Here is a 13975-nt window from a genome sequence, read left to right on the forward strand (position 1 = left end):
ATGCGACTCGCGAGCACGATCGTTGCCCTCGCCCTTGCTGGCGCGCTGCCGGCGTATTCCGACTCCGCGTCGCTGGATGCCAGGGAAAAAGCGCTGGTCAGCCACTTGACCGCGGGCGAGAACGCCTCGATCGCGCTGCTGGAACAGATCGTGAACGTGAACAGCGGCACCATGAATTTCGCCGGAGTGCGCAAGGTCGGCGATGTGCTGCGACCTCGGTTCGAGGCGCTGGGATTCAAAGTCACTTGGGTCGACGGCGCGCCGTTCCAGCGAGCGGGACATCTGGTGGCCACTCGCCCAGGGCGCGGCCCGCACGTGCTGCTCATCGGTCACATCGACACGGTGTTCGAGCCGAATCATCCGTTTCAACGCTGGGAGCGCGTCGATCAAAACATCGCTCGCGGTCCGGGCGCGGCCGACATGAAGGGCGGCATCGTCGTGGGACTGGCCGCGCTGGACGCGCTTCGTCAGGCCAAGCTGCTCGATTCACTGCAAATCACCGTGGTCCTGCACGGCGACGAGGAAGATTCCGGGCGACCGCTCGATCTCGCTCGCCGCGATCTGATCGAAGCAGCCAAGGCGGCGGACATCGCCATCGGCTTGGAGAACGCCGCTGACGATCCGAAAACTGCGGTCACTGCTCGCCGCAGCTCCACTGGCTGGGTGGTGAAAGTCACGGCCAAGAGCTCGCATTCATCGCAGATTTTTTCCGATGAAGTTGGCGCGGGCGCGGCCTATGAGCTGGGTCGCATCCTCAATGGCTTCTACGAACAAGTGCGCGGCGAAGAGTTTGTGACTTTCAATCCCGGCCTGGTTGCCAGCAGCACTCAGATTGATTTCAAAGGCCAACCGCTGAGCGCTACTCTCTCGGGCAAGAACAACATCGTCACACCGATCGCCATCGCATCCGGCGATCTGCGGACGTTGACCATGCAGGAGCTGGAAGACACTCGCGCCAAGATGCGCAAAGTCGTGGCAGCCAGCCTGCCGCAAACCTCGGCAACCATCGAGTTCACCGACAGCTATCCGCCCATGGCGCCTACCGAGGGCAATCGCAAGCTGCTCTCGATGTACGATGCCGTGAGCCGCGACCTCGGCTTCGGCCCCGTTACCGAAGTCAATCCCCGCAACGCCGGCGCCGCCGATATCTCGTTCGCCGCCAACCACGTCGAGATGGCTCTCGACGGCCTCGGCCTCCTCGGCGGCGGCTCCCACACCCCCGAAGAGTTTGCCGACCTCCGCACTTTCAAGATTCAGTCGCAGCGGTTGGCGGTGTTGTTGTATCGGTTGGGCAAGAAGTAACGCGGCACTGCTGACTGCGAGCTTTCCGCCTGCCGCACGATTGCCTCGAACGGCGCTCTGTAAAAAGTATCGATATACTTGTGAACAGGAACAATAACATCAGGGAGATCAGCGGAAATGAAGCGCAGTCTGGCAGCCGCATTGGCGGCGGCTTCACTATGTCAATGGATTTCATGGACAGCGAGTGCGCAAGCTACGGAAGCAGCGCCGCCATCGGCGGCAGCGTTCGCGAGAGGAGCTGCGATGTCAGCCGTGGTGCTCAGCCCCAACGGCAAGCAGCTTGCCTGGTTCGACAATCGGGAAGCCGGCCTCGCCGTGCAAGTCATCGATGTGTCGGCGAATGCGCAGCTGCAAGTCATGCGCCCGGGGCCGGGTGTGAAGTTCCGCAGCCTCGACTGGGCCGACGACGACACGCTGCTGATCCACAGCACCTTTACGTATGTTCCAGCCCACGCGCCTCAGTACCAGCATGAGAGATACCGCATCTCCGCGCTGAACGTGCGAACCGGCAAGAGCTTGGGTCTGCTGAACAACCAGGGCAGCCCGGCCGGTGCGGAACTGCTCGCCATACCCGTCGCGAATCCCAACAAGGTGGTGATGGCGAGTTGGGATTTTTCGCGAACCAACTATCGACAGGAACTCGGGTCACGCCTCAGCGGCGGGCGCAAGGACGCCGGCTTCACATATAACGTTTATGAAGTCGACATCACCACCGGCGAAGGCAAGCTGCTGAGCAAGGGCACACCCTGGACCACCGACTGGATCGTGAATGAGCAAGGCGAGCCCATAGCCCGTACTGAATGGCTCGCTGACCGCAAGCGGTTCTCAGTGGTGCGCCGAGACGCTATCGGCTGGACGGAGATCTACAGCCTGGAGTCGGACAACCCGCCCGAGGCGAGATCGACCACCCAGGACGGAGCGATTCTGTTGGTCGGTGCGCTGGGGCGCGAACGTAGCGCGCTGTGGCGCCTGCCGATCGAAGGCGGCGCACCTCAGGTGCTTGCGGCGAGTGAACAGTACGAGATCTCGGCGCTGGAATCCGATCCGTACACTCACCGTGTGCACGGCGCATGGCTTGGCGGCATCGATCCGACCATTCAATGGCTGGACGACAAAGCAGCCAAGCGCAACGAGGGGCTGCGCAAGACATTTGGTGGCTTGGATGCGCAACTGATCGGCCGCTCATCGGACTACACGCGCGCGCTCGTGTATGTAGCCGGATCGGGCAAGCCAGGCACGTATTACCTGATCGATTATAAACGAGGCGCAGCAGATATCGTCGGCGAGCTGTACCCGGAGCTGGCAAACGTAACGCTGGGCGAGGTTCGTTCCTTCAGCTACAAAGCGCGCGACGGATATGAGATCCCTGCCTATCTCACATTGCCACCGGGCAAAGAAGCGAAACAACTGGCGTTGGTCGTTTTGCCTCACGGCGGACCGCAGTCTCGCGACACAGCGGACTTCGACTGGCAAACGCAATTTCTGGCGTCACGCGGCTACGCCGTCCTGCAACCGCAGTTCCGAGGCTCATCGGGTTTCGGTGTGGCCCATGCAAAAGCGGGGTTTCGTCAGTGGGGCGGATTGATGCAGGACGACGTGACCGACGGCGTCAAAGTGCTCGTGGAACAAGGCCTGGCCGATCCGCGCCGCATCTGTATCGTCGGCGCGAGCTACGGTGGCTATGCCGCTCTCGCGGGCGCGGCTTTCACGCCGGATTTATATGCATGCGCGGTCAGCATCAACGGCGTTTCCGATTTGCCGGCGATGCTCGGATACGAGCGCTCATGGGGCAAGGAATCGGATGCAGTGGCTTACTGGACCGATCATATTGGCGCGCCGACCGATGCGAATGTGATTGCGATGTCACCTGCGCGCGCCGCGGCTCGCATTCGCGCGCCAATCCTGTTGCTTCATGGCACTTCGGATTCCGTAGTGCCCATGGAACAAGCGCAGCTGATGGAAAACGCTCTGCGGTCGGCGGGTAAACAGGTCCGGTTCGTCGAACTGCCAAGCGAGGATCACTGGCTGTCACGCGGCGACTCTCGCTTTCGAGTGCTGACGGAGCTGGAGAAGTTCCTCTCGGAACATCTTGCGCCCAAGCTGCAAGGAGCGGACTGAAACGCGCCCGTCAGGCGCTGGTCATCAGCTGCTCCATCGGCAGCATATCGGGCGGCGGCCGGCGAGCGGCGGCGAGCAGGTCGACGATGCGCTCGTCGCTGCGAAGTACGAAGCTGTTGCCGGTCTGCTGTTTGGCGTATTTCTTCACGTGCGCGAGCAGGTGAGCGACGGCGTCGGCGCTGGTCGCGCCCATGGTTTCCGAATCCAATGCGGCGACCGACAAAGTCAGCAGAGGGAACTTGCGCTGACGGCCGTCGCGATCAGTGGCGGTGATGGACTTGGCCGCGGCGTGCTCGGGTGAGTAAAAGTTCGCTACCGTCTCGGCGAACCGCTCCAGCACATTGACCACGCGCTCGCGCCAGTCGGCTGAGCGCATGAGGACCAGAAAATCGTCGCCGCCGACGTGGCCCACGAAATCCAGCCGCGCCGAAAAATGATTCTTGAGCAGCGCGGCCAGGTGCAGGATCACCTGATCGCCATGCGCATAGCCATACACGTCGTTGTAGGGCTTGAACGAATCCAGGTCGAAATATGCCGCGATGAAACGTTTGCGCGACTCGATGAGCTTGTCGACGGTGCTGCGAACCGCGGCGTTGCCGGGCAGCAGGGTCAGCGGATTGGAATGTTTCGCCGATTGCAACTGCTGCTCGGTGATCAGTCGAAGCACGTCGATGGTTTGCCCCAAGCCGTGATAGCGCCCGTCCTTGGTGATGACGAACTCTTCGGTGAGCCGCGGCCGGCCCTTCTGAGTCACCAGCCGACTGACCTGCTCCAGACGCAGCTGACCGTCGATCAGCAGCGTGGGCGATTCCATTACCGCCGTGACCGGCCTCTTGTTGAAAATCTCCGGATGCAGCGGCTTGGCAAGCAGATCGAACAGACGTTCGCGACGGACCACTCCCAGCGGCCGACCGTCCTGCACTACCGGAAAGCTAAGCTGTTCGGGAGTATCACGAAACAAATCTGCGACTTCGGTGACGCGCATTTCCGGCGGCACGGGCGGCACATAAGTCGCGATGTGTTCAGCGCACAGCGCCGTGTGGGTCACGATGGAGCGATCCAGCGACTCCACCTGTTGTAGGGCCGCGCTGGGCGCCGTGCTCGGGCGGCCGAACAAATGACCTTGCAAACGATCCAGCCCGAGATCCACCAGTTCACGACACTCGCGCTCGGTTTCCACGCCTTCGGCGATGACTCGACAGCCCATGGCGCGCCCCATATCGAGCATGGATCGCACGAACTCCAGCTTGGTCGCGTCGGCGTCGATGCCGGTGACGAAATAGCGATCGATCTTCACGTAGTCCGGCTTCAGCTCCGACCACGTGCGCAGTCCGGACGAGCCCGCGCCCAGATCGTCGATGGCGATAGCGCAACCGGCGGAGCGCAGGCGTTGCATGGCCGAGCGCAACCGGTCGTAGTCTTCCAGCAGACTTTCCTCGGTCAGCTCGATCACCACGCGATCGCTCGCCATGCCCTCGCTGCGCGCCAGTTCGACGAAGCGTTCGGCGAAATTCGGATGTTCGTAAATCGTGTCGGGCGACACATTGATGAACAATTGGCCGGCGGCGCGCGCAGCGACAAAACGTTTGAACGCGCTTTGCATGCACAGAAAATCGAGCTCGACCTTGAGGTCGGCGCGACGCGCGGCTTCGAACAGATTTTGCGGAGCGTGCAGCCAGCTGTCGGACGGGCCGCGAGTCAGCGCTTCATAGCCGCAGATGCCGCGCGAGCGCGGATCGACGATGGGCTGAAACAGGGTCGTGATGCGCCCCTCGCGCATGACATCGGCAAGCTCCAACGCCGATGCGTCCAAACGGCGCAACCGTAGCGTCGGCGAGTCGGAGCGTGAGTCGGACATGCGCGTGCGCCGGGTTGACCCGGCTTTCCCCGTGGATCCCTAGGGCTTGTGTTGCATACAACTTAAATAAGCTTGGGGAGGCCGAACAGCGAACGGCTTCGCATCGATGGCCGACGTCATCGATGTGTTCACCTAGGAATGTGAAATCTGTGATAGAGCGCACATCGGCCAGCCCCTCCGCGAGAGGTGGTACCGATGCGCGATCGCATGACGGCATTGACCGCTGCTCGGTCAACGCGCTTGCACCATCGCGTGGCGCTAGCGCTTCATCGCGTCGAAGAACTCGCCGTTGGTCTTGGTGTCCTTCATCTTGTCGATCAGGAACTCGATGGCCGCCAGCTCATCCATCGGGTGCAGCAGCTTGCGCAGGATCCAGATCTTCTGCAGCTCCTCGGCGGAAGTGATCAGTTCCTCGCGGCGGGTGCCGGAGCGATTGATATTCACGGCCGGGAACACGCGCTTCTCGGACACGCGCCGATCCAGGTGGATTTCCGAGTTGCCGGTGCCTTTGAACTCCTCGTAGATCACGTCGTCCATGCGCGAGCCGGTGTCGATCAGGGCGGTCGCGAGAATGGTCAACGAGCCACCCTCTTCGATATTGCGAGCGGCGCCGAAGAAACGCTTCGGACGCTGCAGGGCGTTGGCGTCGACACCGCCGGTGAGCACCTTGCCGGAGCTCGGCACCACGGTGTTGTAAGCACGCGCGAGGCGGGTAATCGAGTCAAGCAGAATCACCACGTCGCGCTTGTGCTCGACCAGGCGCTTGGCCTTTTCGATCACCATTTCGGCGACCTGCACGTGGCGGGTGGCCGGCTCGTCGAACGTCGAGGACACCACTTCGCCGCGCACGGTGCGCGCCATTTCGGTGACTTCTTCCGGACGCTCGTCGATCAGCAGCACGATCAGATAAACATCGGGATGGTTCGAGGTGATGGAACTGGCGATGTTCTGCAACAGCATGGTCTTACCCGCTTTGGGCGGGGAGATGATCAGACCGCGCTGGCCCTTACCGATCGGCGCCACCAGATCGATGATGCGCGCGGTGAGGTCTTCACTCGAGCCGTTGCCACGCTCCAGCTTGAAGCGCTTGGTCGGATGCAGCGGCGTGAGATTCTCGAACAGCACCTTGTGCTTGGCGCCTTCCGGAGAATCGAAATTGATCTCGCCCACTTTCAACAGCGCGAAGTAGCGCTCGCCGTCCTTGGGCGGACGAATCAGACCGGAAATCGAGTCGCCGGTGCGCAGGTTGAAACGACGAATCTGGCTGGGGCTGACGTAGATGTCGTCGGGGCCGGCCAGATAGGAGCTGTCGGCGGAGCGCAGGAAGCCGAAGCCGTCCTGCAGGATCTCCAGCACGCCGTCGCCGTAGATATCCTCGCCACTGCGCGCGTGCGCCTTGAGGATGGAGAAGATGATGTCCTGCTTGCGCGAACGGGCCAGGTTCTCCAGCCCCATCTTCTGCGCGATCTCCACCAGCTCCGGCACCGGCTTCAGCTTCAGCTGAGTCAGGTTCATGGACTGGCGCGAGGCGGCCAGTTCCGCTGGGGAGATGACGCCGACGTCCTCGCCGTCGAACGCGTCGTCGAGCGGCAGGTCGTCGTGCTGCGGGCCTTCCCCACGATGATCGTTGTTGCCGCCGCGATTGCCGCGATTGCCGCGGTTGTCGTTGTTGCCGCGGTTGGAGCGGCCGCCGCCGCCACCTTTGTTGCCCGGGCGATTACGGGCCTGATTGCCGAGATAGCCTCTCACAGTTTGCTGTCCAGAAATGCGGCCAGGTCTGATTTACGGAGGGCTCCCACCTTCTGGCCTTCGACCTGACCGTTCTTGAAGAGAATCAGGGTGGGAATGCCGCGCACGTTGAATCGCTGCGGCGTCTTGGGGTTCTCGTCGATGTTGAGCTTGGCGATCGTGACCTTCTCTTTATATTCGGTCGCGATCTCGTTCAGCATGGGCGCGATCATCTTGCAGGGCCCGCACCATTCCGCCCAGAAGTCCAGCAGGACCGGGCCTTTGGCCTTGACGACGTCATCTTCAAAGCTGGCGTCGGTGACATGCACAATCGTCTCGCTGCTCACCAGAAACTCTCCGGGGGTGTGATGAATTGAGTGGAATGGACGGGTGGTGGTTATTGGGAATGGCAGTGACTCAAACCGGCGCCTAGGGCGATACATGGGTCCATGCGTGGGTCATGCGCGTGATGTTGGCGGCGAGCGCCGTACGGGTCGGCGAAATGACCGGGTGACTTGAGTGTGTCCGGTCGGGCACAATGCCCGGGCCTACTGACTTGATTGCGTTGGGCCAAACTCCATACGAAGGCCGCGTGAATGCTTGCGAAAAATCTGTGTGAGCGGTGCTCGTGCTCGAAGTAAGCCAGTCTGCTCGGTCTGCTCTTGACGATCGCTACTCGCGCCATCCGATCAAAGGGTCGCTTGAGTATCCCCTTGAGCACCCTCTCGAGTATCGCAATGGATACTCCAGCAAGGTTCATGACTTCGAGGGGCTTGGAGCCAGTGCTCCGTTCGGGGCAGGTGCGGATGAGTCCGCTTCGTTGAGGCTTATTAAAACCGGGTGCCTGCCAATTTGCAAGCGCCCCCCACTTATCCAACAGGTAATTCATATCGAATGGCTGATTCGCACTTAACCGAGCTGTCCTTTTCCAGCCTGCATCTGCCGGAAGCTTTGCAGAAGGGCCTTGCCGATGCCTCGTTCGAGCGTTGCACGCCCATCCAGGCGCAGACCCTGCCGCAGGCGCTGGCCGGCCTTGACGTGGCGGGGCAAGCGCAAACCGGAACGGGAAAAACCGCGGCATTTCTAGTGGCAATGTATGCGCGCCTGATGCGCGAACCGCCACCGGCGTCGCGCAGCTTGAATGCACCGCGGGCTTTGATCATCGCTCCAACGCGCGAGCTGGCGGTTCAGATCCATCGCGACGCCGAGGTGCTCGGCTCGCACACCGGTCTGCAACTCGGCCTCGCCTTCGGCGGCGTCGACTACGAAAAGCAGAAGCATCATCTCGAACGCGGCGTCGACATCCTGATGGGCACGCCCGGTCGCATCATCGATTTCGTGAAGCAACGGGTCATCGACCTGCGCTCGGTGCAGGTGCTGGTGCTGGACGAGGCCGATCGCATGTTCGATCTCGGCTTCATCGCCGACATCAGGTACATCCTGCGCCGACTGCCCGATCCGCAGGCGCGCTTGAACATGCTGTTCTCCGCGACGCTGTCCCATCGCGTGCTCGAGCTCGCCTACGAGCATATGAACGAGCCCACGCTGGTGCGCATCGAGCCGGACAAGATGACCGTGGATCGCGTCCGTCAGGTGATCTACTACCCCTCCAACGACGAGAAACCGCGGCTGCTGGTGGGCTTGCTCAAGCACATGGATCCGCGACGCAGCATGGTGTTCGTCAACACACGGCGCGCAGCCGAGGAAATCGAATCTCTGTTGCGCTCGAACGGCATCAACGCCGAAGCGATTTCAGGTGACGTGCCTCAACGCAAGCGTCTGCGCATGCTTCGTGACTTTCACGAAGGCACGTTGGCTGTGCTGATCGGCACCGACGTCGCCTCGCGCGGTCTGCACATTCCCGATGTGAGTCACGTATTCAACTACGACTTGCCGCAGGATCCGGAAGACTACGTTCACCGCATCGGGCGCACCGCGCGCGCCGGCACCGAAGGTGATGCAATCAGCTTCGGTTGCGAGGAGTACGTGATTTCCCTTCCGGACATCGAAGGCTACATCGGTCGCAAATTGCCGGTCGCAGCTGTCGCGAGCGAGATGCTGCCCGAAATCGTGAGTCCCGAACGCGTGCCACGACGTCACTTCGGCGGACATGGGGGCGGCCGAGGTAAAGGCAAGCCCGGTGGCAGCCGCAGCGGCGGTAATCGTAGCGGCGGCCGTCGCGGCGAGCGCCGTAGCGGCGGAGGTGGTGGCGGCGGTCATGCATCGCCCGCTCCGGCGCCGACCGAAACGCCACCTTCTGAAGTTTCAGCTGACCCGAGCGCCATCGGAACCAACGGCGAAAGCGCGCAGGAAGCGCCGCCGAGAAAAAGACGTCGCCGTCGTCGTAGCAAACGTTCGAATGGAACGAACCCTGCTCCGCCGGCGCCGGAAACGACCTGATCAATCGGGTCGGTGGTCGCGCCCGCTGAGCTCTTCGAGCAGATGGCTCACCGCTTCCACCGACATGAATTCGGTCACTTCGCGTTTGTCCATTCCGGTGTCGGGCTTGGAGATCGCGAAGATGTGCGCGATGCCGTGCTCACGCGCGGCTCTGAGCACACTGTGACTGTCGTCGACGAATAACGTGCGAGCGGGATCGAACTGCAGCGCCGCCTGCAGCTGGCGCCAGAACTCCGGGTGTTCCTTGGGCACGCCGAAGCTGTGCGAGCTGAACACCACGTCGAAATAATTCAGCAAGCCCGTCTGGGTCGCTTTCACTTTCAGGCTGTCACGATGCGCGTTGGTTACCAGCGCGATGCGCACGCCCTTGTGGCGTAACGCGCGCAGAAATTGTTCCGCGCCAGGCAGGAAGCGCACGTGCTCGCGGATTTCGTGCTTCATGGCGGCGATGTCGAGCGACAACTGGCGCGACCAGAAATCGGTGCAGTACCAGTCCAGCGTTCCCTGCGTGGTGGCGAACATCGGTCGCAACACCTCGCGCGCCCGCTCGACGCTCAGGCCGTGCCGGGCGGCGTAGCGCTCCGGAACCAGCTCCAGCCAGAAATAATTGTCAAATCGCAGGTCCAGCAAGGTGCCGTCCATGTCCAGCAAAACAGTATCGATCGCCTCCCAGTGCGCCAGGGAGGGGCCTGACCCGGCTGCGGAAATCAGTGAGCTGCTCAAGTGAAATCTCGACTTCTTCGGAACGACGACGGCCGTATGATAAGGCAAGCTGTGCAGCGAACAGGCTCCTAGAGTCGGGAGACGAGGATCGATGGAATTGGGTTGGGGCACATTGGTGCTGCTGGTGGTGGCCGCGGGGATCGTCTGGTTTCTGCAGGACAGCCTGGCCGCGCGCGAGCGAGCCAATATCGCCGCCATGGAGGCCTGCCAGCGTCTCAGCCTGCAGTTCCTGGACGGCACTGTCGCATTCGCGCGACTGTCGTTCGCTCGCGAGCACGGCCAACTGGTCGTGCGCCGCACGTATGTGTTCGATTACACCGCCAACAGCATCGAGCGCCGTCAGGGCTTCGTCATCATGCTCGGCCGGCGAGTGGAGTCAGTAGGTTACGCACCGGGCGAAGAGCGGCGGAATCCGCCACCGCAAGCTCCTTCTGTCAGGCTCTCGGCCACCTTCCCCCCACCGGCCGAGCCACCGCCTCCGCCGCCACCGCCGGCCGAAAGCGCCCAAGTCTTCGATCTCGCCGATTGGCGAGCGCGCCGTCGTGGCGCCGATCCGCAGCCGCCGCCCTCACAGCGCCGCCCCACTCTCACCAACGGCGGCGCCTCGGATCAGGATCAACATCACTAGTCCGGCTTGCGCTAAAGTACGCGCCGATGAGCGAAGCGGAAAACAACGTCGAGACTGAAACTTTCCGACGCCTGGAACGGCTGCGGGAGTTACGCATCGAACATCGCGACCTGGACGACGTGATCCACCGGCTGCAAATGGATCTGTACGTCAACGAAGTGCAACTGCGGCGGCTCAAGAAACGAAAACTGATGTTGAAGGATCAGATCGCTCGTCTGGAAAGCGAACTCATTCCCGACCTCAACGCCTAAGTTCAACGCCATGCAGGAATTGCTGCATAACGCAGGCCTGGCCCTGGAGGCCCTGCTCACCCCTTCGTCGCTGTTGCAACTGGCCGCGATCGCGCTGGCCATCCTGGTGGCCTGGTGGTTCGGCCGGCAGGTGCGCAATACCGAGCGCGGCAAGCTGGCGCTGGTCCAGCCCGGCTTTCAGGCGCGGCTGACCGAAGCGTTGATGATCATCAGCCCGCATCTGGCGGCGCTGGTGCTGATCGCCGCGTTCGGCGGCGCTCTGCACGCGCTGAAGGTGGAAAGCAGACTGGTGGATCTGGCGATCACGCTGTCCGGTCTGCTGCTGCTGATCCGCTTCGCCGTCTATGTGGTGCGCGTCTCGCTCGGCAACCGCACCAAGGGCTGGGGCAACGTCATCACGTTCGTGATCTGGGGCCTGCTGGCGCTGCACGTACTCGGCTGGTTCGATCCGCTGGTGCAGGCGTTCGACAGCGTCGGCATCAACGCCGGCGACAAGCGCATCACGCTGTGGTCGGTGATGAAGATCCTGTTCACCGTCGGCCTGTTCATTTCGGTGGCGGTGTGGATCGCGCGCTGGGTCGAGCGGCGCCTGATGTCCATGCAGGGCCTGGCGCTGAGCATGCGCATCGGCATCGCCAAGTTCTCGCAGGCATTCCTGATCGGCCTGTCGATCCTGCTGGGCCTGAACGCCGCGGGTCTGGATCTCACCACCCTGAACATTTTCACCGGCGCGCTCGGCATCGGCCTGGGCTTCGGCCTGCAGGCCATCGCCGCCAACTTCGTCAGCGGCTTCGTGCTGCTGATGGACCGCTCCATCAAGCCTGGCGACGTGATCAGCTTCACCGGCACCACCGGCACCAGCACCGAAGGTTTCGGCTGGGTGCAGGAACTGCGCGGCCGCTACGTGGTGGTGCGCGATCGTGACGGTGTCGAAACGCTGGTTCCGAACCAGAACCTGATCACCAACCCGGTCATCAACTGGAGCTACACCGATCCGCGCGTGCGGCTGAAGCTGCCGGTGCGCGTGAGTTACAAATGCGATCCGGAAAAAGCCCTGGAGCTGCTGCTCAAGGCGGCCGAGGATCAGCCGCGCATTCTGCGCGATCCCAAGCCGGTGTCGCGCATGATGGGCTTCAACGATTACGGCTTCGACCTGGAGCTGCGCTTCTGGATCGCCGACCCGCAGGAAGGCGTGAACAACGTGCGCTCCGATGCGAACCGCGCCATCTGGCGGCTGTTCAAGGAGCACGGCATCGTCATTCCGATCGCGCAGCGCGAAGTCATCCTGGAGATGCGCGAGCGTGGCCAGGTCGCCCGCGACGACTGATCATGGCGCTTGCGAACGAGCTGGGAATACCGGAAGAAGCCATCGAGCTGCGCTTCATCCGCGCCGGCGGACCCGGCGGTCAGAACGTCAACAAAGTCGCCAGCGCCGTGCAATTGCGTTGTGACTTGAAAGCGTCGCCGTCACTGCCCGAACGCGTTCGCGATCGCCTGCGCACCCTCGCCGGTCGCCGACTCACCGCGGACGACGTGATCGTCATCAGCGCGCAGCGCTTTCGCACCCAGGAGCACAACAAACGCGACGCGCTGGAACGTTTGGGCGAGATGATCGCTCAAGCTCGCATCGAGCCACGCGTTCGCAAGCCCACCAAGCCCTCGCGCGCTTCCAAGGAACGCCGCCTGGAAGGCAAGCAGAAGCGCAGCGAAGTGAAAAAGACCAGGAAGGTCTCGCACGACTGGTGAGTGCGGCCGCCCTGCCGCGTTGTCACAACGCCACGGCAATTCCCAGCCGCCATTGCGAATCCAGCTTGCGGTTGTAATCCAGCAGGCTCTCGCCGTGGCCGTTGAAATATTGCAGGGTCAGCCAGCCGGTGAGGTCGCCGCCGCTGAGCTTGGACAAGGGATAGGAAACATTCGCCTCGACACTGCCGTAGCTGCTGCGCTCGCCTTTGCGTAACGTGGTCCAGAAATCCAGGCCGCCCTTGGCGCCGATACCAAGTACCCAATCGACGTAGCCGCGGTAGTCCTTGATATCCGGGTTCTCGTCGTCGGAAATGTAGTTGTGGATCAACGGCGCGGCGAACAAGCGCAGACCGGCCGGATCGCCCAGCGTCAGAGTCGGTCGGGCATAGAGCATATTGAAACTGCGCGAGTCGTCCCCTTCCTTGCCGTTGGACTCGTGCCCGAATCCAGTCTCGACGCCGACCCGCAACTGACCGTCGAAAAAACGGGCCAGATCGTAGTTCGAATAGAACAAGCGCGGCCGGTAGCTCGAGTCCTTGAACGGCTTGGACAGATCGCCCAGGTCCCACAGCGATGTTTGCGAGTACGACAGATACAAATCGTCGATCCACGGCAGGCGGTTCGCCAACTTGCCGCGCCCGTCGAACAGTTGATAACGCAGGCTGATCTGGAACTTCGCGTTCAAGCCGCCGTCGCCACCCACGATGAAATAGACCGGCTCGTACACCGAGACGGCCAGCGGCGGCGGCTTATCGACCAGCGCCGTGGTGTATGAATCTCTGGATGGCGCATTCTCGGCGGTGCGCACCGCTTCATTGGCCGCGATGGCGTTGGCATCCGGCGCGGGCGGCAGAATCTGCAAAGCCACCGAGTTCGCCGCCAGCCCGGTCGGCACGAGCGTCGCGACGCCTTCGGCCCTGGCGGGCAAGGTGCCCTGCAGCTTCATGCGAGTGAAACCGCCCGGCGCCACTTCGATCTGGCCGCTGCGCTCGGGCGCAAGCTCGATGATGGTCAATGCCGCCGGCGTTTCGAATCGAACGTGCAGCTCGGCCGGCACCGCGACGGTCAATGGCTGCGAGTCGCTATTCGTGATGGTCAGGTCGAGCTGAAATGCCGTGCCCGCGACGACCTGCGCGTGCGGCGTGGAAAGAATGATGTCGGCGCGCGCGCCGCAGCTCGCCAGGAGGGCGACCGCAAGTAAAAGGTTGGAAATATTCATGG

12 protein-coding genes are annotated in these 13975 nt (G+C 62.4%); 7 read left to right on the forward strand and 5 right to left on the reverse strand.

Going from position 1 to position 13975, the window contains the following annotated elements; genetic code table 11:
• Window positions 1–1302 carry a M20/M25/M40 family metallo-hydrolase gene (locus tag JM946_RS02010; RefSeq protein WP_203165464.1) on the forward strand — a complete coding sequence of 434 codons (1302 nt, stop codon included), beginning with the start codon at window positions 1–3 and terminating at the stop codon, window positions 1300–1302.
• Window positions 1303–1545: 243 nt separating this feature from the next.
• Window positions 1546–3420, forward strand: a complete 1875-nt coding sequence (locus tag JM946_RS02015; protein WP_203165465.1) for an alpha/beta hydrolase family protein — start codon at window positions 1546–1548, stop codon at window positions 3418–3420.
• 10 nt (window positions 3421–3430) lie between these two features.
• Here JM946_RS02015 and JM946_RS02020 read toward each other — a convergent pair whose 3' ends face one another.
• The 3 genes from JM946_RS02020 to trxA form a co-directional block, all read right to left on the reverse strand.
• Window positions 3431–5278, reverse strand: coding sequence for a bifunctional diguanylate cyclase/phosphodiesterase (locus tag JM946_RS02020; protein ID WP_203165466.1), 1848 nt, complete (start codon window positions 5276–5278; stop codon window positions 3431–3433).
• A gap of 258 nt (window positions 5279–5536) precedes the next feature.
• Window positions 5537–6793 carry a transcription termination factor Rho gene (gene rho / locus JM946_RS02025; protein WP_116808373.1) on the reverse strand — a complete coding sequence of 419 codons (1257 nt, stop codon included), beginning with the start codon at window positions 6791–6793 and terminating at the stop codon, window positions 5537–5539.
• A 230-nt stretch (window positions 6794–7023) separates the two neighbouring features.
• Window positions 7024–7353, reverse strand: a complete 330-nt coding sequence (trxA, locus tag JM946_RS02030; RefSeq protein ID WP_322110882.1) for a thioredoxin TrxA — start codon at window positions 7351–7353, stop codon at window positions 7024–7026.
• Between the two features lie 547 nt (window positions 7354–7900).
• Here trxA and JM946_RS02035 point away from each other — a divergent pair.
• Window positions 7901–9406, forward strand: coding sequence for a DEAD/DEAH box helicase (locus tag JM946_RS02035; protein ID WP_203165468.1), 1506 nt, complete (start codon window positions 7901–7903; stop codon window positions 9404–9406).
• Here the strand turns inward: JM946_RS02035 and yrfG are convergent, their stop codons facing one another.
• Entirely contained in the window at window positions 9407–10129 is a 723-nt protein-coding gene (yrfG, locus tag JM946_RS02040; RefSeq protein ID WP_218042550.1) for a GMP/IMP nucleotidase, read from the reverse strand. It abuts the gene before it with no gap.
• A gap of 91 nt (window positions 10130–10220) precedes the next feature.
• Here yrfG and JM946_RS02045 point away from each other — a divergent pair, with 91 nt between their 5' ends.
• Genes JM946_RS02045 through arfB form a run of 4 tightly spaced genes read left to right on the forward strand, consistent with a single transcriptional unit; the run spans window position 10221 to window position 12754 of the window.
• On the forward strand, window positions 10221–10757 hold the full coding sequence (locus tag JM946_RS02045; protein ID WP_218042551.1) for a DUF3301 domain-containing protein: 537 nt from the start codon (window positions 10221–10223) through the stop codon (window positions 10755–10757).
• A 26-nt stretch (window positions 10758–10783) separates the two neighbouring features.
• Entirely contained in the window at window positions 10784–11008 is a 225-nt protein-coding gene (locus tag JM946_RS02050) for a YdcH family protein (protein ID WP_116808299.1), read from the forward strand.
• Window positions 11009–11018: 10 nt separating this feature from the next.
• Complete coding sequence (locus tag JM946_RS02055) at window positions 11019–12335, forward strand: mechanosensitive ion channel family protein (protein ID WP_203165471.1); 1317 nt, start codon at window positions 11019–11021, stop codon at window positions 12333–12335.
• Between the two features lie 2 nt (window positions 12336–12337).
• Entirely contained in the window at window positions 12338–12754 is a 417-nt protein-coding gene (arfB, locus tag JM946_RS02060; protein ID WP_218042552.1) for an alternative ribosome rescue aminoacyl-tRNA hydrolase ArfB, read from the forward strand.
• Between the two features lie 22 nt (window positions 12755–12776).
• Here the strand turns inward: arfB and JM946_RS02065 are convergent, their stop codons facing one another.
• Window positions 12777–13973: a phospholipase A gene (locus JM946_RS02065; protein WP_203165472.1), complete on the reverse strand. Its 1197-nt coding sequence runs from the start codon at window positions 13971–13973 to the stop codon at window positions 12777–12779.
• Between the last annotated feature and the right edge of the window lie 2 nt (window positions 13974–13975).

Origin of the sequence: Steroidobacter gossypii (genome assembly GCF_016801985.1) — a bacterium.
Taxonomy (GTDB): Bacteria; Pseudomonadota; Gammaproteobacteria; order Steroidobacterales; family Steroidobacteraceae; genus Steroidobacter; species Steroidobacter gossypii.

Excerpts from the sequence above, each read along its gene's own strand:
- rho (WP_116808373.1), bottom strand. The coding sequence starts at position 6,793 with ATGAACCTGACTCAGCTGAAGCTGAAGCCGGTGCCGGAGCTGGTGGAG.
- JM946_RS02020 (WP_203165466.1), bottom strand. The coding sequence starts at position 5,278 with ATGTCCGACTCACGCTCCGACTCGCCGACGCTACGGTTGCGCCGTTTG.
- JM946_RS02010 (WP_203165464.1), top strand. The coding sequence starts at position 1 with ATGCGACTCGCGAGCACGATCGTTGCCCTCGCCCTTGCTGGCGCGCTG.
- JM946_RS02035 (WP_203165468.1), top strand. The coding sequence starts at position 7,901 with ATGGCTGATTCGCACTTAACCGAGCTGTCCTTTTCCAGCCTGCATCTG.
- JM946_RS02015 (WP_203165465.1), top strand. The coding sequence starts at position 1,546 with ATGTCAGCCGTGGTGCTCAGCCCCAACGGCAAGCAGCTTGCCTGGTTC.
- JM946_RS02045 (WP_218042551.1), top strand. The coding sequence starts at position 10,221 with ATGGAATTGGGTTGGGGCACATTGGTGCTGCTGGTGGTGGCCGCGGGG.
- JM946_RS02065 (WP_203165472.1), bottom strand. The coding sequence starts at position 13,973 with ATGAATATTTCCAACCTTTTACTTGCGGTCGCCCTCCTGGCGAGCTGC.
- JM946_RS02055 (WP_203165471.1), top strand. The coding sequence starts at position 11,019 with ATGCAGGAATTGCTGCATAACGCAGGCCTGGCCCTGGAGGCCCTGCTC.
- arfB (WP_218042552.1), top strand. The coding sequence starts at position 12,338 with ATGGCGCTTGCGAACGAGCTGGGAATACCGGAAGAAGCCATCGAGCTG.
- JM946_RS02050 (WP_116808299.1), top strand. The coding sequence starts at position 10,784 with ATGAGCGAAGCGGAAAACAACGTCGAGACTGAAACTTTCCGACGCCTG.